At 33.5% G+C, this 21,634-nt stretch carries 25 protein-coding genes; 11 read left to right on the forward strand and 14 right to left on the reverse strand.

What is annotated here, in order from left to right:
* Positions 1 to 17: 17 nt before the first annotated feature.
* A complete protein-coding gene (locus ACJJV4_RS12160) occupies positions 18 to 527 on the reverse strand; it encodes an acyl-CoA thioesterase (RefSeq protein ID WP_405295407.1) in 510 nt (169 codons plus the stop codon).
* Between the two features lie 75 nt (positions 528 to 602).
* On the reverse strand, positions 603 to 1,538 hold the full coding sequence (locus tag ACJJV4_RS12165; protein WP_405294786.1) for an SPOR domain-containing protein: 936 nt from the start codon (positions 1,536 to 1,538) through the stop codon (positions 603 to 605).
* Positions 1,539 to 1,642: 104 nt separating this feature from the next.
* Here ACJJV4_RS12165 and dprA point away from each other — a divergent pair, with 104 nt between their 5' ends.
* Both dprA and ACJJV4_RS12175 read left to right on the forward strand, forming a co-directional pair.
* Positions 1,643 to 2,746 carry a DNA-processing protein DprA gene (dprA, locus tag ACJJV4_RS12170; protein WP_405294788.1) on the forward strand — a complete coding sequence of 368 codons (1,104 nt, stop codon included), beginning with the start codon at positions 1,643 to 1,645 and terminating at the stop codon, positions 2,744 to 2,746.
* A 79-nt stretch (positions 2,747 to 2,825) separates the two neighbouring features.
* Positions 2,826 to 3,743: an ABC transporter ATP-binding protein gene (locus ACJJV4_RS12175; protein WP_405294790.1), complete on the forward strand. Its 918-nt coding sequence runs from the start codon at positions 2,826 to 2,828 to the stop codon at positions 3,741 to 3,743.
* Positions 3,744 to 3,841: 98 nt separating this feature from the next.
* On the opposite strand, the gene ACJJV4_RS12180 is transcribed toward ACJJV4_RS12175, so the two are convergent.
* Entirely contained in the window at positions 3,842 to 4,096 is a 255-nt protein-coding gene (locus ACJJV4_RS12180; protein ID WP_405294792.1) for a hypothetical protein, read from the reverse strand.
* Between the two features lie 220 nt (positions 4,097 to 4,316).
* Here ACJJV4_RS12180 and ACJJV4_RS12185 point away from each other — a divergent pair, with 220 nt between their 5' ends.
* Positions 4,317 to 4,937 (forward strand): HAD family hydrolase, encoded by a 621-nt coding sequence (locus ACJJV4_RS12185; protein WP_405294794.1) that lies wholly within the window; start codon positions 4,317 to 4,319, stop codon positions 4,935 to 4,937.
* Here ACJJV4_RS12185 and ACJJV4_RS12190 read toward each other — a convergent pair.
* From ACJJV4_RS12190 to pdxA, 7 genes are all read right to left on the reverse strand, one after another.
* Positions 4,932 to 5,393, reverse strand: a complete 462-nt coding sequence (locus tag ACJJV4_RS12190; RefSeq protein ID WP_405294796.1) for a 3-oxoacyl-ACP synthase — start codon at positions 5,391 to 5,393, stop codon at positions 4,932 to 4,934. The two genes, ACJJV4_RS12185 and ACJJV4_RS12190, sit on opposite strands and share 6 nt — an antisense overlap.
* A gap of 388 nt (positions 5,394 to 5,781) precedes the next feature.
* Complete coding sequence (gene accC, locus ACJJV4_RS12195) at positions 5,782 to 7,134, reverse strand: acetyl-CoA carboxylase biotin carboxylase subunit (protein ID WP_405294798.1); 1,353 nt, start codon at positions 7,132 to 7,134, stop codon at positions 5,782 to 5,784.
* A gap of 89 nt (positions 7,135 to 7,223) precedes the next feature.
* Positions 7,224 to 7,706 (reverse strand): acetyl-CoA carboxylase biotin carboxyl carrier protein, encoded by a 483-nt coding sequence (accB, locus tag ACJJV4_RS12200; RefSeq protein ID WP_405294800.1) that lies wholly within the window; start codon positions 7,704 to 7,706, stop codon positions 7,224 to 7,226.
* A gap of 25 nt (positions 7,707 to 7,731) precedes the next feature.
* Positions 7,732 to 8,730, reverse strand: coding sequence for a beta-ketoacyl-ACP synthase III (locus tag ACJJV4_RS12205; RefSeq protein WP_405294802.1), 999 nt, complete (start codon positions 8,728 to 8,730; stop codon positions 7,732 to 7,734).
* 180 nt (positions 8,731 to 8,910) lie between these two features.
* Positions 8,911 to 9,111, reverse strand: a complete 201-nt coding sequence (gene rpmF, locus ACJJV4_RS12210; RefSeq protein WP_042496062.1) for a 50S ribosomal protein L32 — start codon at positions 9,109 to 9,111, stop codon at positions 8,911 to 8,913.
* Between the two features lie 9 nt (positions 9,112 to 9,120).
* Entirely contained in the window at positions 9,121 to 9,663 is a 543-nt protein-coding gene (locus tag ACJJV4_RS12215) for a YceD family protein (RefSeq protein ID WP_405294804.1), read from the reverse strand.
* A 130-nt stretch (positions 9,664 to 9,793) separates the two neighbouring features.
* Positions 9,794 to 10,864, reverse strand: coding sequence for a 4-hydroxythreonine-4-phosphate dehydrogenase PdxA (pdxA, locus tag ACJJV4_RS12220; protein ID WP_405294806.1), 1,071 nt, complete (start codon positions 10,862 to 10,864; stop codon positions 9,794 to 9,796).
* A gap of 76 nt (positions 10,865 to 10,940) precedes the next feature.
* Here pdxA and ACJJV4_RS12225 point away from each other — a divergent pair, with 76 nt between their 5' ends.
* The gene (locus ACJJV4_RS12225) at positions 10,941 to 11,528 is read left to right on the forward strand and encodes a riboflavin synthase (protein WP_405294808.1); all 588 of its coding nucleotides are present in this window, start codon (positions 10,941 to 10,943) and stop codon (positions 11,526 to 11,528) included.
* Here the strand turns inward: ACJJV4_RS12225 and ACJJV4_RS12230 are convergent.
* Positions 11,514 to 11,573 carry a hypothetical protein gene (locus ACJJV4_RS12230; protein ID WP_405295409.1) on the reverse strand — a complete coding sequence of 20 codons (60 nt, stop codon included), beginning with the start codon at positions 11,571 to 11,573 and terminating at the stop codon, positions 11,514 to 11,516. The genes ACJJV4_RS12225 and ACJJV4_RS12230 overlap by 15 nt on opposite strands.
* Here ACJJV4_RS12230 and ACJJV4_RS12235 point away from each other — a divergent pair.
* A complete protein-coding gene (locus ACJJV4_RS12235; protein WP_405295428.1) occupies positions 11,551 to 11,718 on the forward strand; it encodes a hypothetical protein in 168 nt (55 codons plus the stop codon). The genes ACJJV4_RS12230 and ACJJV4_RS12235 overlap by 23 nt on opposite strands.
* Positions 11,719 to 12,047: 329 nt before the next feature.
* Here the strand turns inward: ACJJV4_RS12235 and ACJJV4_RS12240 are convergent, their stop codons facing one another.
* Genes ACJJV4_RS12240 through ACJJV4_RS12250 form a run of 3 tightly spaced genes read right to left on the reverse strand, consistent with a single transcriptional unit; the run spans position 12,048 to position 14,561 of the window.
* Entirely contained in the window at positions 12,048 to 13,181 is a 1,134-nt protein-coding gene (locus tag ACJJV4_RS12240; RefSeq protein WP_405294810.1) for an ATP-binding protein, read from the reverse strand.
* 1 nt (position 13,182) lies between these two features.
* Entirely contained in the window at positions 13,183 to 13,812 is a 630-nt protein-coding gene (locus ACJJV4_RS12245; RefSeq protein ID WP_405294812.1) for a hypothetical protein, read from the reverse strand.
* Positions 13,809 to 14,561, reverse strand: coding sequence for an SDR family NAD(P)-dependent oxidoreductase (locus ACJJV4_RS12250; protein WP_405294814.1), 753 nt, complete (start codon positions 14,559 to 14,561; stop codon positions 13,809 to 13,811). The genes ACJJV4_RS12245 and ACJJV4_RS12250 overlap by 4 nt, the downstream gene beginning before the upstream one ends.
* 266 nt (positions 14,562 to 14,827) lie before the next feature.
* Between ACJJV4_RS12250 and ACJJV4_RS12255 the strand changes: the two genes are divergently transcribed.
* The 6 genes from ACJJV4_RS12255 (at position 14,828) to ACJJV4_RS12280 (ending at position 21,576) form a co-directional block, all read left to right on the forward strand.
* Entirely contained in the window at positions 14,828 to 15,829 is a 1,002-nt protein-coding gene (locus ACJJV4_RS12255) for an AAA family ATPase (protein WP_405294816.1), read from the forward strand.
* A 114-nt stretch (positions 15,830 to 15,943) separates the two neighbouring features.
* Complete coding sequence (locus tag ACJJV4_RS12260) at positions 15,944 to 16,810, forward strand: DUF58 domain-containing protein (RefSeq protein WP_074936765.1); 867 nt, start codon at positions 15,944 to 15,946, stop codon at positions 16,808 to 16,810.
* Between the two features lie 73 nt (positions 16,811 to 16,883).
* Positions 16,884 to 18,527 (forward strand): hypothetical protein, encoded by a 1,644-nt coding sequence (locus tag ACJJV4_RS12265; protein ID WP_405295411.1) that lies wholly within the window; start codon positions 16,884 to 16,886, stop codon positions 18,525 to 18,527.
* A complete protein-coding gene (locus ACJJV4_RS12270; protein WP_405294818.1) occupies positions 18,527 to 19,534 on the forward strand; it encodes a vWA domain-containing protein in 1,008 nt (335 codons plus the stop codon). Before ACJJV4_RS12265 ends, ACJJV4_RS12270 begins: the two co-directional genes overlap by 1 nt.
* Positions 19,535 to 19,622: 88 nt before the next feature.
* On the forward strand, positions 19,623 to 20,660 hold the full coding sequence (locus ACJJV4_RS12275; RefSeq protein WP_405294820.1) for a vWA domain-containing protein: 1,038 nt from the start codon (positions 19,623 to 19,625) through the stop codon (positions 20,658 to 20,660).
* 55 nt (positions 20,661 to 20,715) lie between these two features.
* Positions 20,716 to 21,576, forward strand: a complete 861-nt coding sequence (locus ACJJV4_RS12280) for a tetratricopeptide repeat protein (protein WP_405294822.1) — start codon at positions 20,716 to 20,718, stop codon at positions 21,574 to 21,576.
* Positions 21,577 to 21,634: the final 58 nt, after the last annotated feature.

A 21,634-nucleotide genomic window follows, 5' to 3' on the forward strand; every position in this document is an offset into this window, starting at 1 on the left:
ATAACACCTACTATTGTTTAATCAAAAAGCGCTTTAAGTTCCGAAGCTTGGCTTGGTTTTATTTTCCCGGCTAGTAATAAGCTCAATTGCTTACGGCGAAGAGCAGCATCAAAACGGTCTTTTTCAAGTTCGGTTTCTGGTTTTACTTCAGGTACCGGAATTGGGCGGCCAGTTTCGTCTACAGCAACAAAAGTGTAAATGGCTTCATTGGCTTTGGCACGATCTCCAGATTCACGATCTTCTATCCAAACATCGATAAAAACTTCCATTGAGGTTTTAAAGGCACGAGATACCTTAGCTTCTACCGTTACTACGCTACCAAGTGGTACGGCACGGTTAAAAGCAACATGATTTACCGAGGCGGTAACCACAATACGGCGTGAGTGTCTACGAGCTGCAATACTGGCAGCGCGATCCATTCGGGCCAATAATTCGCCCCCAAATAAGTTGTTTAACGGGTTGGTTTCACTAGGTAAAACCAAATCTGTCATTACAGTTCTAGATTGTTCAGGTGTTTTTACTTGCATCAAAAAGAATTAGGTTTATGATGGGGCAAAGTTAGTAATAATGCTAGTAAAAGCGTGGTAGTTTTGTGAAAAGTACTAGTCTAGTTTTTTAACAAGTAACCAAGCGTCTTTATTATGTGATTTTTTAATGTTTCTTAAAGCTTTTCGAGCTTCTAAGCGTGTTTCAAAACTAGAATAAACTACTTGGTGTAAGCCGTATTTATTTGTTCCAATTTTACGTGCGTTGAAACCATCGGCTTTAAGTTGCGCCACGGTTTTATCACAATTTTCTTCTACTCTAAAGGCTCCTGCTACAATATGGAAGTTACCTGTTTGTTTGGTAACGTTTAGAGTTATTGCTGGTAGCGGATTTAGATTAAAAGTAGCTTGTTGTATTTTATTATCTAATTGCTTTTCTGCTTCTTGTTGCGCTAATTGATTATGCGTTTCAATTTGATTTACATAAAAATTAGAAGCCACAAAACCTCCAAGTGTTAAAGCAATTACAGCTATTGCTGCATATTTTAAATATGGTCTGCTTTGGCGTTTTTCTGAAGTAACAGTAATTGGTATTACTTTTTCAATGCGTTCAGCTTCTTGTTTGTAAAGCTCACGTGTAACTGCAGGCGATTCAAATTGAGATAATCCAAAAGCATCGGTTAAATAATTTAATTGGTACGATGGTTCGAATGTAATTTTACCTTCGCTATTAAAAACAATGTCGCCTATGTTTTTAAAGTTTACGGTTTCACCTTCGCTTAAATTTTCTTTTAAAGCTGTAACCAATTTTGCAATTTTTTTGTTAGCAACCTCGAAAGGTATTTTATCTACATCGGCAATGTAATGCGCCAATAAACCATCGTTTTTCTGAATTTGCTCATTAAAAGATAGAACTTTTTTAGGCGGAAAAAACGCGTTGGTAGTTTCGTTTATCGTTGCAGATATAGGTTGTGTTAAAAATGAGCCCAACTCAGGGATGGTAACACATTCATATCTATATAGTAAATCGCTTATGTAGGTATCTAATTGCATAGATACAAAGTTAGAAAATTATAGTTTTCGATAAAATTTATCTCGATGTTTTTATTAACAGATTAAAAATTCTTTTATTGTAGATTGAAATTAAGCCTTTTACGATGACAGAAAATGATTTGCTTTATGCTTTAGCCTTACAACATGTGCCAAATATTGGAGATATTACGGCCAAAAGGCTCATTTCTCATTGTGGTTCTGCTGAAGCGGTTTTAAAAGAAAAAAGACAAAATTTGCTCAAAATTGATGGTGTTGGCCAAGTTATTTTAGAAAGCTTGTTTAAGCCACATCATTTAAAGGAAGCTGAAAAAGAAATGCGTTTCATTGAAGAGAATAACATAGAAGTCTCTTATTTTGAAAATAGTGATTATCCAGAAAAGTTAAAGCATTGTATCGATGGGCCTATTTTATTATTTCAATCTGGGCATATTAATTTAAAAAAGGAACGCCTTATTAGTATTGTTGGTGCTAGAAAAATTACCACCAATGGTATCGCTTTTTGCGAAAAACTTGTTGAAACTCTTAAGCCATATAATCCCGTTATTATTTCGGGCTTTGCTTACGGAACCGATATTACTGCGCATAAAGCAGCTATAAAACATGGGTTACAAACCGTAGCATGTTTAGCACACGGTCTAGATCAAATTTATCCAAAAGTGCACAAAAAGTATATGGTGGATATGGAGAAAAACGGTGGTTTTTTTACCGATTTTTGGAGTACCGATAATTTTGATAGGAATAATTTTCTAAAGCGAAACCGTGTTATTGCAGGATTAAGTGAAGCAACTATTGTAATAGAGTCTGCTGAAAAGGGTGGGAGTTTAGTAACGGCAGATATTGCCAACTCTTATAATCGTGATGTGTTTGCTGTGCCTGGCCGCACTACCGATAGCCAAAGCGTGGGTTGTAATAATTTAATTAAGCAACAACGTGCGCATATGCTCACTACACCTTTAGATGTGCCATATATTTTAAATTGGCAATTGGAAGATGCTCAAAAACCCGTTATACAAAAACAGTTATTTGTGGAGCTAGACAGCACAGAAAGAGTGATTTATAATTATTTAAAAGAAAACGAAAAGCAGCAGTTAGATATTATAGCTATTAATTGTAATTTGCCTATTTTTAGAGTAGCTAGCATTTTATTAAACATGGAATTAAAAGGTGTTGTACGACCTTTACCTGGTAAATTGTTTGAAATTCTTTAAAAGAAAACACTTTTTTAATTACTCAGTTTAAACCTCAAAAAATTAAGACTTTTGGGTCAAATTATATTAATAAACTAAAATGCTTCAAGTCAATAATATTTCTTTTTCTTATCAAAAAACAGAGATTTTAAAAAACATTTCTTTTTCTGTAAAAGCCGGCGAACAGTTAGCCATTATCGGGGAGAGTGGCTCTGGAAAAAGCACGCTTTTAAAATTGCTTTATGGAGAATTCGATTTAAACTCAGGACGACTTTTTTGGCGAGATACTGAAATTCTTGGCCCAAAGTACAATCTTGTTGTGGGGTATGATTTCATGAAATATGTGGCTCAAGAATTCGATTTAATGCCCTTTACTACGGTTGCCGAAAATATAGGTGCTTTTTTATCTAATTTTTATCCCGAAGAAAAACAAGAACGTATTAAAGAACTGCTTGAAGTTGTAGAACTCACCGCCTTTTCAAAAGTAAAAGTAAAAACGTTAAGTGGTGGGCAAAAACAGCGCGTAGCATTAGCAAGAGCTTTGGCAAAGGAACCTGAAATTATGCTGTTAGATGAACCGTTTAGCCATATTGATAACTTTAAAAAACAATCTTTACGCCGTAACGTATTTAAATATCTAAAACTAAAAAATATTGCTTGTGTTGTTGCCACGCACGACAAAGAAGATGTGTTGGGTTTTGCAGATAGAATGCTAATTCTAAATAACAATGAAGTAGAAGTAGAAGGCACACCCGAAAACCTTTATAAGAATCCTAAAACACCTTTAATAGCCTCGTTTTTTGGAGAGTTTAATAGCATTGATAATAAAATAGTTTACGCCCACCAGCTCAAGGTTGTGGCAGATTCTAATTTAAAAGTTAGGGTTAAACAAGTATATTTTAAAGGTCATTATTATTTAATAGGGGCTGAATTTAATGAAGAATTGGTGTTTTTTGAACATAAAAATCCTCTTGGTATCGATGCTGAAGTTTGCCTTACAATAAATAAACTAGATTAAAACAAAAAAGAATGAAGATCATGGGGGCAATCTTCACTCTTTTTTTGTTGATAATAGGTTAAAATAAGAGGGCTTAGCAGGGTAGATTTGTACTCGATTTAACTTTCTTCTTCTCCAACGTTTTCACCTTGCGTGGTTACAGAGCCTGTGCTAGCATTACCATAAACTGGCTCTTCATGTCTTAATATATCTATAACTCTGGCAAAATTTGAGGCTGTCATGTATGGTGTCTCTTCTCGCTTTCCTTGAAAATTTGTAAAATAGAATTTACCGAGATCTATTTTTGGATCCCAAAGGGCTTGGTAGGTTTTTAGTTTCGTCCAACCTGTTGTTCCTTGTGCATAATGTGGCATAACTTTTAGTTTAATGGATTAATATTACTGTAAAATTAAATAACCTTAGCGTTTAAATAGCTAGGTGATTGCCCCATACTGAAAGGGTGATTTTCCTGATTTTTAAAGAAAAAGATAAAATGATGTTAATGATATAGCTATAACATGTTTCATTCTATTTCTTTATTTTTGAATATGTATAGCTTATAAAAGCTATTATTCACTTAGAAGAAACTTATAAATGAAAGCTATAAAAAATATTATTTTTGATTTGGGCGGTGTTATTTTGAATTTAAATGTTCCAAAAACTAGAGCTGAATTAGAATCTATTGGCATTAACAACATTGTAAATAAAACGGGACACCATTATGAATATTCGTTTTTTTATGATTTTGAAATAGGTAAGATTTCTGAAGAAGAGTTTCTGGATGCTTTGTTGCAATTATCGAGTAAAAACCCAAGTTATGACGCTATAAAAAAGGCTTGGAATGCTATGATTTTGGATATGCCAAAAGCACGAATTGCTTTTATAGAAAGTCTTAAAGACAAATATAATCTGTACCTTTTAAGTAACACGAATGCAATCCATCAGAAATATTTTTTAGATGAGTTTGAAGTTGCAAATGGATTTAAGTTCAATGATTTGTTTGTAAAGGCTTATTATTCGCACGAGGTAGGGATTAGGAAACCTGACGAAGGTATTTTTAGTTTTCTTTTAAGTGATAGTAAGTTGAGGGCTGATGAATCTATTTTTATAGACGACTCTATTGATAATGTAAAAGCAGCAGAAAAGCTAGATATACATACGTTTCATGTAAAGGATTATAACTTACTATCTGGTTTTGCTAGTAAAATATTATAATACCGATTTTATTTCAAAGTGTTGTGTTCTAAATTGAATAATATTGTTTACTGTTTTTCCCATTAGTAATAATCCTATGGGTGTGTTTGGTGATATCGCGTAGAATTTTTGATTATTAAATATTAGTTCGCCTGCGCTAATTGCAATATAATAATTAGCTTGATTAGTGTAAATTACACTGCCTAAACCTACGGTTTGCGATGTATTTGAGATATCAATTTTAGAAAGGGCTACTTTAGTTTTGTTAATTTCTGCTAACTGGTTTCCTGCTTTTTCACGTTCTAATTGCAACATGGCACGGCCTGTTTCGTGTTTGTCGCCAGCACTACTTTTAGTTTCTGAAGTTAAAGATTCCTGAATTTCGTTAATGGTATTTTGTATGGTTTGAAATCTAGAATCAATAAACTCTAAACAGAGATTAAATAAGTTTTGCTTAATTTCTAATGCTTCTTTCATGAGGTTTTGCGTATTCCGTGCGACTAAAATAGCGTATTTTTTATTGGAATAATGTAGATGTTTTTAAGGTTTTGGAAATGCAGTAGTTATTCTGGTAAATGAGTTGATTTTTCGCCCAGTAAGACATTTGTGTTTTGTTAATTTACTGTTTTGTGATATAGCCGGAATATGCGTTAGGGATTGATGCGGCATCCTTTTTTTGTGCCGGAAATACCTAAAGTTGAAATTGAGACTTTAATGGTATATAAAATATGTTGATATTCAGTGAAACGTAATAACACAAATAAAGATATAGCGGAAAGCCCGGCCCTTGTGGTAACGCCCAAATGATACTTTAGGTTTTAACCAAAAAAAAACTCCGAAAATGATTTTTCGGAGTTTTAATTATTTATTCTTCAATTTGTTTTTGCATAACAAAACTTTCCATGAAGGCAGTGGTATAGTTACCGGCCAAATAATCTGGATGATCCATTAATTGTCTATGGAACGGAATAGTTGTTTTTATACCTTCGATAACGAATTCATCTAACGCACGTTTCATTTTATTAATAGCTTCTTCTCTAGTTTGTGCTGTTGTAATTAACTTTGCAATCATAGAATCGTAGTTCGGTGGAATAGCATACCCTGCGTAAACATGAGTGTCTAAACGTACACCGTGACCTCCTGGCGCGTGTAGTGTTGTTATTAATCCTGGTGAAGGTCTAAAGTTGTTAAACGGATCTTCTGCATTAATACGACATTCTATAGAGTGTAATTTTGGTGTGTAGTTTTTACCTGAAATTGGCACGCCTGCAGCTACTAAAATTTGCTCACGAATTAAATCGAAATCGATTACTTGTTCTGTAATTGGGTGTTCTACTTGGATACGAGTGTTCATTTCCATGAAGTAGAAGTTACGGTGCTTATCGACTAAAAACTCAATAGTTCCGGCGCCTTCGTATTTAATGTATTCTGATGCTTTTACAGCAGCTTCTCCCATTTTTTTACGTAAAGCTGTCGTCATGAATGGCGATGGAACTTCTTCTGTTAATTTTTGGTGACGACGTTGGATTGAGCAGTCTCTTTCTGATAAGTGACAGGCTTTACCGTTAGAATCGCCTACAATTTGGATTTCGATATGGCGAGGCTCTTCAATAAGTTTCTCCATGTACATATCGTCATTTCCAAAGGCAGCTTTAGATTCTTGTCTTGCAGAATCCCAGGCATCTTTAAGATCTTCTGGTTTAAAAACGCCACGCATACCTTTACCACCACCACCTGCAGAGGCTTTCAGCATTACAGGATAACCAGTTTCTTCGGCTATACGTGTGCAATCTTCAAAGGTTTCAATAATACCATCACTTCCTGGTACACAAGGTACTCCGGCAGCTTTCATGGTTTCTTTAGCGTTTGCTTTATCTCCCATTCTATCGATCATCTCTGGAGATGCACCAATGAATTTAATACCGTGTTCTTCACAAATTTTAGAAAACTTAGCGTTCTCTGATAAAAAACCGTATCCTGGGTGAATAGCATCTGCGTTTGTAATTTCTGCTGCAGATATAATGTTTGACATTTTTAAGTAAGACTCGCTACTTGCTGGTGGGCCAATACATACGGCTTCGTCAGCAAATTTTACGTGTAAACTTTCGGCATCCGCAGTAGAATATACGGCAACCGTTTTTATGCCCATTTCTTTACAGGTTCTAATAACACGTAGTGCTATTTCACCTCTATTGGCAATCAATATTTTTTTAAACATATCTTTATGAGTTTAAGAGTTTATGGTTTATGAGAATATAAGTTTAACACGTGGTGCTAAACTTTAGACTTTAAACTTTAAACTTCAAATTAAGATGGATCTACCAAGAATAAAGGTTGGTCGAATTCTACTGGTGAAGAATCGTCCACTAATATTTTTACAATTTTCCCTGAAACTTCAGATTCAATTTCGTTGAAAAGTTTCATGGCTTCTATAATACAAAGTACATCACCTTCTGCAATGCTTTGTCCAACTTCAACAAATAAGGGCTTATCTGGTGATGGTTTTCTATAGAAGGTACCAATAATTGGTGACTTAATAGTTATGTATTTTGAATTTTCGTCTGCCGGTGCTGCTACAGGTGCTGCTGCTTCTGTTTGTGCAGGTGCTGCCGCTACTGGTTGCGCTATTTGTGGCATTTGATGAGTTGCAGGAACTTGGTGCACGATTGTAGTATCGGACTCTGAACCTGTTCTAATGGTGATTTTAATATCATCCATTTCTAATTTAACCTCGCTTGCTCCAGATTTTGCAACAAATTTGATTAAGTTTTGAATCTCTTTTATATCCATAATTTTGGTGTTTTAAGGTTGGTTATTACTTTGAATTATAGGCCCATTTTAAATAAATTGAACCCCAATTAAATCCGCCGCCAAAAGCTGCAAAGATAACATTATCTCCTTTTTTAAGTTGTGATTCGTAATCATTTATTAACAATGGAAGTGTTGCAGACGTTGTGTTACCGTATTTTTCTATGTTCGACATAACCTTTTCAGGGGCTAATTCAATACGGTTTGCGGTAGCATCAATAATGCGTTTGTTTGCTTGATGTGCGGCTAACCAATCTACAGTGTCTTTATTTAAGTTGTTACGTTTTAATATTTTTTCGGCAGCATCGGCCATATTAAAAACAGCATTTTTAAAGACGGTTCTACCTTCTTGAAAAGCGTAATGTCCGCCTTCATCTAAAATATCATGAGTTAAAGCATGCGATGATCCGCCGTATGTAGCTTGTAAAAACTCACGACCAGTTCCATCACTTCTTAAATACTCATCTTGTAAACCTAGATTTTCTTCATTTGGTTCAAAAAGAACAGCTCCAGCGCCATCGCCAAAAATAATGCAAGTGGCTCTATCTTTGTAATTAATAATTGAAGACATTTTATCGGCTCCAATTAATAATACATTTTTGTAACGGCCAGTTTCAATATAACTTGCAGCGACCGACATACCAAATAAGAAACTAGAACATGCAGCATCCATATCGAAAGAAAAAGCATTTGTAGCACCAATTTCGGATGCTGTAAATGATGCCGTAGAGGCCGCTTTCATATCTGGAGTTGCCGTAGCAACAATAACAAGTTCTATATCTTTTGGGTCAATACCTTTTTTTTTGATTAGGTCTTGAGCGGCTTTTATCGCTAAGTACGATGTGCCTTTGCCGTCGTCTTTAAGAATACGACGTTCTTTAATTCCTGTTCTAGAGGTAATCCATTCATCATTTGTATCAACCATCGTTTCAAGGATCTGATTGGTTAATACGTATTCTGGTACATAAGCACCAACAGCTGTAATGGCTGCAGAAATTTTACTCATAACTTTTTAGTTGGTTTGACTGAAAAATCATTAAAATTGAGCAAAAACGCTCAAAATTGTTTAAAAAACCACGAAAATTGAGTGGAATTTTACGCAATTTACGTTTTTTTGCTATTAGAAAAGTAATTTCATAAAAAAAACACTCATAAATGAGTGTTTTATTATATGCGTGCATAGTTATTATGCTACGTTTTCTACTTCTGAGTTGTCAATTAATACTTGACCTCTATAGTATAATTTACCTTCATGCCAATGTGCTCTGTGGTATAAGTGAGGCTCACCTGTTGTAGGGCAAGTAGCAATCTGTGGCGCAGTTGCTTTGTAATGTGTTCTTCTTTTATCTCTTCTTGTTTTCGAGATTTTTCTTTTAGGATGTGCCATTTTATATGTTTATTTATCCGTTAATAATTTCTTTAATGTATTCCAGCGAGGGTCAATATCATCCTCGTTTTGTTCGTTTTTTTCTTTAAGCCCAGGGCTTAATTCTTCTAGTTTTTCAAGTATGTCGGAATCTAATGTTCCGTCTTCTACACCAGGATGAACACGTTTAATTGGTACAGCTAATACAATTAGTTCGTAAATGTATTGCTCTATGCTAATTTCGTAAGTGCCGTGAGGCAATATTAGAATATCGATGTTTTCATCGTTATATTCATCACCAAAATTAACTACCAAATGAAAATCATTTTCAATAGCTTGGTTGTATGGTTCGTTCGTTAAATCGCAATTGACGTTAACAGAACCGGAGATTTTAAAGTTTAACTCAAGCAATGTGGCTTTTTTTTCTAAAATCACATCAGCTTTAACGTCTACACTGTTAAAATCTTCATACTCAAAATGTTCAAAGAACGGTTGTTTAATATCAAACTTAAATTGATGTTTGCCGATCTTTAACCCTACAAATGGAATTGTAAACTCTTTTAATGGCTTCATTATCACTTCTAATTTGAGCCTGCAAATATATAAATTTTTATTTACGTGGCGTTACTTATAAACATTTTTTTGTTTATATCTTTCTTTTAAAGGAAGATATACCGTGTTTACTATAGAAAACAGCGATTAACTACCTGTCTTTATAGTTTTTACTGCGTTCGTTTCTTGGTGCTTTTTTTAATGGGTTTGAAGTTAGCTCTTCAAATTCACTTCTGTTTTTATATATTTTAAGAGCGCTAAATAGAGCTTCTTTAAAAGAATTGGCATCAGCATCTCCTTTTCCTGCAATTTCGTATGCTGTTCCATGATCTGGAGAGGTTCGAACTTTATTTAACCCAGCTGTAAAGTTCACACCTTGCCCAAATGATAATGTTTTGAAAGGTATTAAACCTTGGTCGTGGTAGGATGCAATAATGGCGTCGAAATTTTTATAATTATCAGACCCGAAAAAACTATCGGCAGCATAAGGCCCGTAAACTAGTTTGCCAGAATCTTTAATTTTTTTAAGTGTTGGTCTTAATACATCGTCATCTTCACTGCCAATAACACCATTGTCTCCTGTATGCGGATTAATGCCTAAAACAGCAATTTTTGGTTTTTGTATGTTAAAATCGGTTACCAAAGAGTTGTAAACAGTTGCTATTTTTTGTTGAATTAATTCTGCTGTAATATGAGTTGAAACATCTTTTACAGGTACATGGTCTGTTAGCAGGCCAACTCTTAATGTATCGGTTACCATAAACATTAGGCTTTCGCCTTCTAATTCTTGCGCCAAATAATCAGTGTGTCCTGGGAAATTAAAATCTTCCGACTGAATATTGTGTTTGTTGATTGGAGCGGTAACTAAAACATCAACATCACCTTCTTTTAAGGCTTTAGTTGCCGATGCTAAAGATTTTACTGCAAATTCTCCAATTTTTAGGTCTTCTTGACCAAAATTAATTTTCACAGGTTCTTTCCATGCATTAAATACATTTATTTTACCGATAGCTATTTGGTTAATAGTATTTATGCTATGAAAGTTTATGTTTGAGTTGAAATGGGTTTTTAAAAAACTCATTACTTTTATCGATGCAAAAATAACTGGTGTACAGAAATCTAAAATTCTTTCGTCTTCAAAAGTTTTTAAAACAATTTCTCCTCCTATGCCATTTAGGTCTCCTATAGATATTCCTACTATTATATTTTCTGCTTGCTTCATTAAAAAAGACAACTTTTGTTTGTAATTTTGAAATTCAATTGCTGTTGCAAATTTAACTAAATAAACAGATAATACTATGTTTACCGGAATAATTGAAGATATAGGTGAAGTTTTAAGCCTGAAAAAAGAATTAGATAATCTGCATATTACCGTTAAAAGCGGAATAACTTCGGAATTAAAAATAGATCAAAGTGTGGCACACAATGGGGTTTGTTTAACTGTTGTCGCCATAAATAATGATGAGTATACAGTTACAGCAATTAAAGAGACACTGGATAAAACAAATTTAAATACCTTAAAAATTAATGATAAGGTAAATTTAGAGCGGGCTATGAAATTGGGAGATCGTCTCGACGGGCATATTGTTCAAGGGCATGTAGATCAAACAGCGGTTTGCACAAATGTTGAGGAAGCGAATGGAAGTTGGGTGTTTACTTTTAGTTATAATTTTGATGAAAACAAGAATTTAACAATTGAAAAAGGTTCGGTAACGGTAAACGGGACAAGTTTAACTGTTGTGAATTCTAAAAAAGATAGTTTTAGTGTAGCTATTATCCCTTATACTTTTGAGCATACCAATTTTAATACCTTTAAAAAAGGCAGTGTAGTGAACTTGGAATTTGATGTCTTAGGGAAATATGTGGCTAAGCTAGCTTCGTTTTAATAGTTTTTTAGCACCATAAAATATGGCAAAACACGCTCCTGCAATTACTCCTCCGTCTATAGGTAAACCTGGACCTGGTGGTAATGGTGGGGGCGGCATGCCACCTCCTTGGGCGGTGCATACAAAACTTATTAATACAAATAAGATTGAGGCAAATATTCTTTTATTTTGTATTATCATTATGGGGTAAAAATATTAAAAAAAGTGAACTAACAAAGCATAAAATCTATAATTTAAAAAGATTCATCCATAAAACAGCTAAAAACACCGATAAAGCGCATGTTTTTAGGTTCTGCGAATAGTATTTGATTAACGCTTTTATTTATTCAAAAGTATGTTTATCGTTAAAATCGAGAGGTTTGTGTTTATTTTTTTACAAAAAAACCTTGAACTGTTTTTAATAAATTAAAAACAAGAATCAAGGTTTATATCTTAAAAAGATTAATAGCATTACAAACATAGTATTATTTTTTGGAGTAAATAAATTTCTAGGTTAATATAAGGTTAAGAAATCTGTTTTTAACTATATTTTATTTTTCTTAAAACTCTTACGGTTTCTTTGTATAAAGTGTAAATTTCTCCGTTATAGGTTTTTAAATAGGGCTTAGCTTCGTTTAGTTTGTCTATGGCCTCATGAAAAAGGTTTAAGTAACATATTAGGTAGGTTACTGGTAAGTTTTTAAGATCGGTTTCTTCTGTTTTTGATAGCGAGAGTCCTTTTTTTAGTTTTTCTAAAATGGTATTATTGGTATTATAGATATGGTGTAAAACTTTTTTATCATATTGCGGAGGCTCGAATAGGAGTTTGGTTTCTATACTATAAGTTGCATTGTTTTCAAATTTAATTGTGGTTTCTTCTAATGGATAGTATTTATTTGAGTTTTGGAATCCGAGATTCACATATTCAATAATTTCGAAGGCATCATCACTTATATTGATTGATACTTCATCTAATGCGGAGAAAAACAATAGAACTTGCTCGTTTATAAGTTTAATATCCACCCGCGAGTAATAAATTTGATCTTTTGTTATTTTCTTTTGCCCGGCCCAGCACATTACAAAGTACTCTTTAAATACTTTGTATTGTGGATTATAATCTACACTTTTTTTCATGAAGTCGAAAACTCCATTAAGAGTGTGTTCTATATTGTTTTGTGCATTTTTCTCTATAGCTTCAACAATTTTTGAATTTACATCCTTAATTTCTATATCGAAAACTTTAGGCATGCTAATGCTACCGTCTCTAAAAAACACAGAGCCTCCATAGTATTTCCAAACATTTTTGCGTAGCGATGTTAGTTTACCTGTTGGTCTAATGGTTACTAAGCCAACTACTTTATGATCTGGTAAATGTGGGAATGGAATGTTTTCGTACTGAACAATAGGTGGGTTGGTTAAGTAGGCGTTTATTAGATTTTGGATTTTACTGTCGTCAAAAAAATCGACTCCAATTATATTGTTGTCTTCATCTTCTACACCAATTACTATATACGAGTTATTTTTAGGATTACTATTTGATAAGGCGCAAACATGTTTTAAAAATTTGGCTTTACCTTCTTTGTGTCCAATATCAATTTTACGCTTTTTATCATAAAAACTATTCTCGTCGTTGTGAGCTAAAAGGTGTTTTATGAGCAGGCGTTTATTAATCATTTTATAGTTGTTCTATTTCTCTTAAAATGTTTTGTCTGGCTTGGTTTTCAAATTTCAACTGGTATTTTTCTGTAAAGAATAATGTATCGCGATTTAAGAATTGTTTTAAAATTTGTTTTCTGCCTTTGTTATAAATGAAGTTTGGGTATATGTTATATTCATTTCTAATATTTTGAGTGTATTCTTGGTAGGTTGCCCAATCGCTACCAAGAATAGATAAATCAATATCTAATAGAAAGGCGTTATCTCTATTTTTATTTAAAATAATTTGGTGATTTTTAGTTGAAACAATTAGTTTTTGGATTGTAATTGATGTCGTTTCTTTAATATTTAGTGTTTTTAGTCTTTTTTCTGCAAACCGGGCGCTTTGATTTTCGTTGTCTTTTTTGCTGGCTTTGTAAACAATATCATGATACCATATCGCGAATAAAAAGGCGTCATAATCTTCTATGCTTTGCTCGTTTTCTTTAGCTTGAATAATCATACTATTTATATGCGATAGGCTGTGGTAATGTTTTGTTTTTAATTGGTATTGTGTTTTAATTTCTTTCCATAAAGCATCAATTTCGCCATCGTTTTTAGAGAATTTTGAAGCTAATTGTTGCCATTCATTTTGGAGGAAATCAATCATAAGTCTTTTTTTATAATCGTTGAGCTGGCTTGCGCTGTACAAAACATTAAAATGTCGGCAAGGTTAACATGTGGAGGGCGTGAAATTGCAAAGTAAATAACTTCAGCAACATCTTTAGCTTGTAAAGCTTTAAAACCTTTGTACACGTTATTTGCTGACGGATCGCCTTTAAAGCGTACTTCCGAAAATTCAGTTTCGACCATGCCTGGGTTTACGGCGCCTACTTTTATGCCAAATGGATTTAAATCTATGCGCATACCTTCGGTAATGGCTAAAACAGCGTGTTTGGAGGCGCAATATACATTCCCGTTGGGGTAAACTTCCTTTCCTGCCGATGAGCCTATATTTATAATGTGTCCAGATTTCCGGGCTGTCATTTGTGGTATTACAGCTTTGCTTACATACAATAAACCTTTTACGTTAATATCCATCATGGCATCCCAATCATCAAGGTTACCTTTATTTATGGGGTCTAGTCCGTGTGCGTTACCTGCATTATTAATAAGGATGTCTATATTTTTAAAAGTTTTAGGTAGGTTTTCAATAGCGTCATTAACACTTTGTTTATCTCGGATATCAAAATTTAATATATGTACATCGGTTAGGCGTTCTAGTGCTTTTTGTATGGTGTTTAGGCGTTCTAGTCTTCGGCCACAGAGCACTAATTTAATGCCGTTTCTTGCAAATTCATATGCTGTTGCTTCTCCTATACCACTAGTTGCTCCGGTAATAAGGGCTGTTTTTGTCATAATCATGTTTTAATTCATCTATAAAAATACTTAAAAAACATGTTTACAGAACTCGGTTTGGTAATAAATTATAATTAAAAGTTCGCTTTTGAAAAGAAATAAAAAAATAATTAAGAAAAAGTTATCATAATAATAGGTTAAACTAGGAAAACATTGCATTTGCTCTAATTTTTAACCAATTTTTAACAGCATCAACCGAAAAATTTTAACAATTTGCACTCCTCAAATAAGGGCTGTATATTCGGCTTTTAAATTACTAGAAAATAATGGAAGAAACAGGTACAATTGATATTAAGTCGATAAACGAGAAAATTGAAAAGGAAAGTGCTTTTGTTGATTTACTAATGCTTGAAATGAACAAAGTAATCGTAGGCCAAAAACATATGGTGGAACGTTTACTAATTGGTTTGTTGGGGCAAGGACATATTTTATTAGAAGGTGTTCCTGGTTTAGCAAAAACTTTGGCGATTAATACGCTGGCACAAGCTGTTGATGGTAGTTTTAGCCGTATTCAGTTCACGCCAGATTTATTACCAGCCGATGTTACGGGAACATTGATTTATAATATGAAAATTAATGATTTCTCGATTAAAAAAGGACCTATTTTTGCAAACTTTGTCTTGGCCGATGAGATTAACAGAGCGCCAGCAAAAGTACAATCGGCATTATTAGAGGCCATGCAAGAAAAGCAAGTTACTATTGGTGATGAAACCTTTAAATTAGATAAACCATTTTTAGTAATGGCAACAATGAATCCGGTTGAGCAAGAAGGAACATACCCTTTACCAGAGGCTCAAGTCGATCGTTTTATGCTGAAAACCGTTATAGATTATCCAAAATTAGATGAAGAGCAACTTATTATGCGTTCTAATTTAAAAGGATCTTGGGAAAAAGTAAATCCAGTAGTTTCTGTAGAGCAAATAATAAGAGCTCAACAAGCTTCTCGCGAAGTTTACATGGATGAGAAAATTGAAAAGTATATTTTAGATATTATTTTTGCTACACGTTATCCTGAAAAATATAAGCTTAACGATTTAAAACCTTTAATTTCCTTTGGAGCTTCTCCACGTGGTAGTATTAATTTAGCAACAGCAGCTAAATGTTACGCATTTATAAAACGTCGAGGTTATGTAATTCCTGAAGATGTTCGCGCCGTAGTTTACGATGTGTTACGCCACAGAATAGGTATTACTTATGAAGCTGAAGCTGAAAATGTAACTTCAGTAGATATTATCACTAAAATTGTAAACGAAATTGAAGTACCATAAAAAGAGTTTGTAGTGCTCAATCTCGGTAAGCAGGTGTTTACCGAGGCTGAATACTGAAAACCCAACGGTTTAATGATAACTGAAAATTGCGACTGAAAACTGTTTGCTGAATAAATGGATACTAAAGAATTACTAAAGAAAGTACGAAAAATTGAGATTAAGACGCGTAGGCTGTCTGATCATATTTTTGGAGGCGAATATCATTCGACTTTCAAGGGGCGTGGTATGACGTTTAGTGAAGTGCGCCAGTACAATTTTGGAGATGATGTTAGAAATATAGATTGGAATGTAACCGCTCGTTATAATGAGCCTTATGTAAAAGTTTTTGAGGAAGAACGAGAACTTACCATGATGCTTATGGTTGATGTTTCGGGTTCAGAACTTTTTGGAACCGAAAACCAATTTAAGAATGAAGTGGTTACAGAAATTGCAGCAACATTAGCCTTTTCTGCAACACAGAATAATGATAAAATAGGTCTTATTTTATTTTCCGATAAGGTAGAACTATATATTCCGCCTAAAAAAGGACGCTCGCATGTACTTCGCATTATTCGTGAATTAATTGAGTTTAAGCCAGAAAGTAAACAAACCAATTTAGTAGAAGCTTTAAAATTCATGCAAAATGTTATGAAGAAGAAAGTAATTGCTTTTGTGCTTTCAGATTTTATTGCAGACGATTATCATCAAACCATGAAAATTGTTGCCAAAAAGCATGATGTTACTGGTATTCGTGTTTATGATAAGCGTGAAGAGGACATCCCTAATTTAGGTATTGTACAAATGCAGGATGAAGAAACTGGCGAGCTTATGTTGGTAAATACATCGTCTAAAACCGTACGTAAGAATTATAATAAATTCTATCACGAAAAGGCAAAATATTATAAAGAAAGTTTCACCAAATCGGGAGCCGGCGCCATAGATTGTCGTGTTGACGAAAGTTATGTAAAAAAATTATTGGGCTATTTTAAACATAGAGCATAATTAGTATTAGCAGTTAAAAAAAATAAAAGTGAGACAAATTACTATTAATAATATAGAATTAAATAATGATGGGATGGGCTTTAGTCGCTCGAAAATTTTCGGAGCTAATTCCGTAATCATCTTCATGTTCTTTTTTCTATACTCTCTATTATCTTTTTCTCAAGTTACATCGGCAATAGATTCTACATCAATTAAAATTGGTGAGCAAATTACTTATCATATTCAAGTTGAAACCGATACTACAAGCTTAGTGGTTTTTCCAGAAGGGCAATCTTTTTCGCCTTTGGAAATGATTGAATCTTATGCGGTAGATACTTTAAAAAATAAAGACAAATATAATCTTGTTAAAAAATATGGGTTAACCCAATTCGATTCGGGATCCTATACCATTCCTCGCCAAAAAATAATTATTGGTACAAAAACATTTTTTACCGATTCGCTTAAAGTTGAAGTAAATAATGTAGTTGTGGATACTACTAAACAAGGGCTTTACGATATTAAACCAATTATTGAAGTTGAAAAATCGGCTAGCAATTGGTGGAAATATTTATTAGTTACCTTATTAATAATTGGTGCTATAGCATTTTTATTATATTGGTTTATTTGGCGTAAAAAACCATTGTCCGAAGAAGAGAAAATTGCTTTATTACCGCCATACGATCGTGCAAAATTGGCTTTAAAGAATTTGGATGAAAGTACTTACTTAGAACACGAAAATTTAAAAGATTACTATTCTGAATTAACCTTTATTATTAGAAAATATTTAGATGAAAAGGTTTATGATCGCGCCTTGGAAAGCACAACCGATGAGCTGATTACGCGCTTAAATATTCTTAAAGAAGGGAATCAAGTAGATTTAAGTAAAGAAGACATAAAAAACTTAGAAAGCATTTTAAAACGTGCAGATTTAGTCAAGTTCGCCAAATCTGCTCCAGATATTGAATTGGCAAAAATAGATAGAACTACAATTGATATAGAAATAGATCATGTAAAAGAAGCCTTGCCAGAACCAACCGAAGAAGAAAAGCTTTTAGACGAAAAGTATAGAGAAGAGCAAGCACGTAAAAAGAAGCGTAATAAAATTATTTTAACCGTTGTTATTGCTGTTTTTTTAATGATGGCCACCTTTGTTGGGTTCTCTTTAAAATATGGATTTAGTTATGTTAAAGATACCATTATTGGTCACGATAGTATAGAACTTTTAGAGGGTGATTGGGTAACTAGTGCATACGGTGTGCCTCCAATTAACATTACAACTCCAAAGGTTTTAAAACGTAATACGGTAGAACTTCCAGAAGAGGCTCAGGCGCAAATGAGTGTCACAAGTTTTAGTTATGGTAGTTTGTTAAATTTCTTTAGTGTAGATGTATCAACCATAGTTTTAAAACAAGCTAATCCAGAAGAAGATATCGATTTAGAGCAAGCTCAAAACGGTGCTATAAAACAGTTAGAGCAGGCCGGTGTTACCGACATCGCTGTATTAAATGATAAGTTTACAACGCCAAATGGTGCTGAAGGTTTAAAAACACATGGTACAGCTAGTTTTCCAATTTTAAACTCCGATGAGTTTTATGAAGGTAAATATGTAATTCTTCAATTTTCATCTAAAAATATTTTACAGCGTATTTCTATTGTTTGGAACAAAACGGATACGTATGCCGATAAAATTGTGGAGCGTATTATAAATTCAGTTGAACTTAAAAAAGCAGAAGAATAATGTTTGAAGGGATCGAGTTTGTAAATAAAGAATTTTTCTGGTTGTTTTTGCTTTTGCCATTGGCTATTGTATGGTACTTTTTTAAGCGTAATAAGCAAACGGCAGAATTAAAAATGTCGAGTTTAAAAGGTTTTAAAGTTACCAGTTCTTGGCTCACAAAATTAAAACCAATAATGTTTGTGTTACGCTTATTGGCTTTAGGGTTATTAATTATGGCTTTGGCAAGACCGCAAACGGTAGATGTTTCATCTAAAACAAAAACAACGCGAGGTATTGATATTGTTATGGCGATAGATGTTTCGGCTAGTATGTTAGCGAAAGATTTACGTCCAAATAGGTTAGATGCTTTAAAAGAAGTTGCAGCAGAGTTTATTAAAGGTCGTCCTAACGATAGAATTGGTTTGGTGGAATATGCAGGAGAGAGTTATACAAAAACACCAATAACTAGTGATAAAGCTATTGTGCTGCGTTCTTTAAAAAGTATTGAATATAATAATATTATTGAAGGCGGAACGGCCATTGGTATGGGTTTAGCTACTTCGGTAAATAGATTAAAAGATAGTAAAGCAAAAAGTAAAGTGATTATTTTATTAACCGATGGTGTTAATAATTCAGGATTTATAGATCCAAAAATTGCTAGCGAATTAGCTATAGAATACGGTATTAAAACTTACACCATTGGTTTAGGTACAAATGGTATGGCATTATCGCCTGTGGCTATCGACCCAAGAACTGGGCAGTTTCAATATGGAAGAATTAAAGTAGAAATAGACGAAACGCTTCTAAAAGAAATTGCTACCGCAACAGGAGGAAAATACTTTAGAGCCACAAATAATAAGAAGTTAGAAGAAATTTATAGCGAAATCAATAAGCTTGAAAAAACAGATGTTGAAGAGTTTAAATTTTATAATTACGAAGAAAAATATAGACCATTGGTGCTCTTAGCAGGGCTTTTGCTATTGTTAGAATTACTTTTGCGTAATACAATATTTAAGAGTTTTGTTTAAAAGAAGTTAGACAGCAGCAAAGGTGATAAATAAATTTAGGTATCCGGTTTAGCTGCTAAATGAATACTGAAAAACTGAAAACTAATACATGTTTCAATTAGAAGAAAAAATATGGTTTTGGACGCTCGCGATTATTCCTGTAATAATTGTGCTGTTTTTGTTACTTCAATTTTGGAGATATCGTACACAAAAAAAGTTTGCCGATAAGGAGTTGTTAAAACGTTTAAGCCCGAATAAATCGTTGTTTAAATCCATTTTAAAAGTAGTAGTTTTAAGTTTAGCCTTTTTGTGTTTAACTATTGCTTTAGTAAATCCTAAAGTAGGTACAAAACTAGAAACCGTTAAGCGTGAAGGTGTCGATATTGTTTTTGCTGTCGATGTTTCAAAAAGTATGTTAGCCGAAGATATTGCGCCAAATAGATTAGAGAAGTCTAAACAATTGGTAACGCAAATTATCAATAATTTGGCAAGCGACCGCGTTGGTATTATTGCTTACGCAGGAAAAGCATTTCCGCAATTGCCTATTACAACAGATTATGCATCGGCCAAAATGTTTTTAAACAACATGAATACCGATATGTTGTCGTCGCAAGGAACAGCTATAAACGAAGCCATAAAATTAGCAACTACTTATTTTGATAATGAAGAGCAAACCAATCGCGTGCTTATTATTATTTCAGATGGGGAAGATCATAGTGAAGATGCTTTAGCTTACGCCGAACAAGCAAGTGAGGAAGGAATCAAGATATTTACCATTGGTGTTGGCGATTTAAAAGGTGGTCCAATTCCTATTAAACGAAATGGTATTGTTTTAAATTATAAAAAAGATAGTCAAGGAGAAACGGTAATTACCCGTTTAAATGAAGATACTTTAAAGAAAATTGCCGAAGAAGCTAATGGTGCTTATATTAACGGAAAAAACACTAATGACGTCGTTGAAAATATTCGCGAAATATTAAACGGTATGGACAAAACAGAGTTTGAAGCCAAGCAGTTTGCCGATTTTAAAGATCAATTTCAATGGTTTTTAGGTTTAGGGATTTTCTTATTGTTAGTAGATGTTTTTTTGCTAGAAAGAAAAACCGGTTGGTTGAAAAAATTAAATTTATTTAATGAGAATTTATAATTTCATTAACAACGAAAAAATCTAAGTTTTTTATCTTAGGTATAAGATTTTAAAAATGAAACACTTAATAACACTATTAGTTTTGTTTGTAAGTTTTTTTTCTTTCTCACAAGAAGAAGAAGCACAGTTACAAGCGCTTAAAAAGTCTAACGATTTTGTTTATGAAGGGAATAACTTGGTGAACGAAGATGATTATGTTTCAGCAGAAATGGAATATAGAAAAGCCATTTCCGAAAACCCAAACAGCATTGCTGGTGCTTATAATTTAGGTAACGCTTACTATACAAAAGGTAGTTTTGATGAGGCTGTATTTAGATTGCAACAAGCCGCTACAACAGCGACTTCAAAATCTGAAAAGCACAAAGCATTTCACAACATTGGCACGATTTTAATGAAGGGTAAAAAATGTAAAGAAGCAGTTGAAGCTTTTAAAAGTGCTTTAAGAAATAATCCTACCGATGATGAAACACGTTATAATCTAGCTTTAGCAAAAGATTGTGCCAAGCAACAAGAAGATCAAAATAAAGACGACCAAAATAAGGACGATAAGAAGGATAAAAACGAAGATCAAAAGGACGAGAAGGATAATAAAGACAATAAAGAAGACAAAGAAAACAAAGATAAAGGCGACGAGAACAAAGACGACAAAAAGGACGAAGGCGATAAAGATAAGAAAGAAGGCGACGATAAAAAGGATGATGAAGGCAAGCCTAAAGATGAGAAGGAAGATGAAGGTAAAGATGGTGATAAAGACAAAAAAGAGCAACAACAGCCTCAGCCACAACCAGGGCAATTATCTCCTCAGCAAATAAAAAACTTGCTAGAAGCCATGAATAACCAAGAACAAGCTGTTCAGGAAAAAATGAATGCCGAAAAAGTAAAAGGTGTTAAGGTTAAAACCGATAAGGATTGGTAGTTTAGCATTCTGTTTTCAGTAATCTAAAATATTTTAAAATTCGAAAAGATTTTTAAAT

Source organism: Algibacter sp. Ld11 (assembly GCF_045066735.1).
Lineage (GTDB): Bacteria > Bacteroidota > Bacteroidia > Flavobacteriales > Flavobacteriaceae > Algibacter.

What these genes read in the sequence shown, in the direction of transcription:
- ACJJV4_RS12160 (WP_405295407.1), bottom strand. Translation starts at nt 527, where the DNA reads ATGCAAGTAAAAACACCTGAACAATCTAGAACTGTAATGACAGATTTG.
- ACJJV4_RS12165 (WP_405294786.1), bottom strand. Translation starts at nt 1,538, where the DNA reads ATGCAATTAGATACCTACATAAGCGATTTACTATATAGATATGAATGT.
- dprA (WP_405294788.1), top strand. Translation starts at nt 1,643, where the DNA reads ATGACAGAAAATGATTTGCTTTATGCTTTAGCCTTACAACATGTGCCA.
- ACJJV4_RS12175 (WP_405294790.1), top strand. Translation starts at nt 2,826, where the DNA reads ATGCTTCAAGTCAATAATATTTCTTTTTCTTATCAAAAAACAGAGATT.
- ACJJV4_RS12180 (WP_405294792.1), bottom strand. Translation starts at nt 4,096, where the DNA reads ATGCCACATTATGCACAAGGAACAACAGGTTGGACGAAACTAAAAACC.
- ACJJV4_RS12185 (WP_405294794.1), top strand. Translation starts at nt 4,317, where the DNA reads ATGAAAGCTATAAAAAATATTATTTTTGATTTGGGCGGTGTTATTTTG.
- ACJJV4_RS12190 (WP_405294796.1), bottom strand. Translation starts at nt 5,393, where the DNA reads ATGAAAGAAGCATTAGAAATTAAGCAAAACTTATTTAATCTCTGTTTA.
- accC (WP_405294798.1), bottom strand. Translation starts at nt 7,134, where the DNA reads ATGTTTAAAAAAATATTGATTGCCAATAGAGGTGAAATAGCACTACGT.
- accB (WP_405294800.1), bottom strand. Translation starts at nt 7,706, where the DNA reads ATGGATATAAAAGAGATTCAAAACTTAATCAAATTTGTTGCAAAATCT.
- ACJJV4_RS12205 (WP_405294802.1), bottom strand. Translation starts at nt 8,730, where the DNA reads ATGAGTAAAATTTCTGCAGCCATTACAGCTGTTGGTGCTTATGTACCA.
- rpmF (WP_042496062.1), bottom strand. Translation starts at nt 9,111, where the DNA reads ATGGCACATCCTAAAAGAAAAATCTCGAAAACAAGAAGAGATAAAAGA.
- ACJJV4_RS12215 (WP_405294804.1), bottom strand. Translation starts at nt 9,663, where the DNA reads ATGAAGCCATTAAAAGAGTTTACAATTCCATTTGTAGGGTTAAAGATC.
- pdxA (WP_405294806.1), bottom strand. Translation starts at nt 10,864, where the DNA reads ATGAAGCAAGCAGAAAATATAATAGTAGGAATATCTATAGGAGACCTA.
- ACJJV4_RS12225 (WP_405294808.1), top strand. Translation starts at nt 10,941, where the DNA reads ATGTTTACCGGAATAATTGAAGATATAGGTGAAGTTTTAAGCCTGAAA.
- ACJJV4_RS12235 (WP_405295428.1), top strand. Translation starts at nt 11,551, where the DNA reads ATGGCAAAACACGCTCCTGCAATTACTCCTCCGTCTATAGGTAAACCT.
- ACJJV4_RS12240 (WP_405294810.1), bottom strand. Translation starts at nt 13,181, where the DNA reads ATGATTAATAAACGCCTGCTCATAAAACACCTTTTAGCTCACAACGAC.
- ACJJV4_RS12245 (WP_405294812.1), bottom strand. Translation starts at nt 13,812, where the DNA reads ATGATTGATTTCCTCCAAAATGAATGGCAACAATTAGCTTCAAAATTC.
- ACJJV4_RS12250 (WP_405294814.1), bottom strand. Translation starts at nt 14,561, where the DNA reads ATGACAAAAACAGCCCTTATTACCGGAGCAACTAGTGGTATAGGAGAA.
- ACJJV4_RS12255 (WP_405294816.1), top strand. Translation starts at nt 14,828, where the DNA reads ATGGAAGAAACAGGTACAATTGATATTAAGTCGATAAACGAGAAAATT.
- ACJJV4_RS12260 (WP_074936765.1), top strand. Translation starts at nt 15,944, where the DNA reads ATGGATACTAAAGAATTACTAAAGAAAGTACGAAAAATTGAGATTAAG.
- ACJJV4_RS12265 (WP_405295411.1), top strand. Translation starts at nt 16,884, where the DNA reads ATGGGCTTTAGTCGCTCGAAAATTTTCGGAGCTAATTCCGTAATCATC.
- ACJJV4_RS12270 (WP_405294818.1), top strand. Translation starts at nt 18,527, where the DNA reads ATGTTTGAAGGGATCGAGTTTGTAAATAAAGAATTTTTCTGGTTGTTT.
- ACJJV4_RS12275 (WP_405294820.1), top strand. Translation starts at nt 19,623, where the DNA reads ATGTTTCAATTAGAAGAAAAAATATGGTTTTGGACGCTCGCGATTATT.
- ACJJV4_RS12280 (WP_405294822.1), top strand. Translation starts at nt 20,716, where the DNA reads ATGAAACACTTAATAACACTATTAGTTTTGTTTGTAAGTTTTTTTTCT.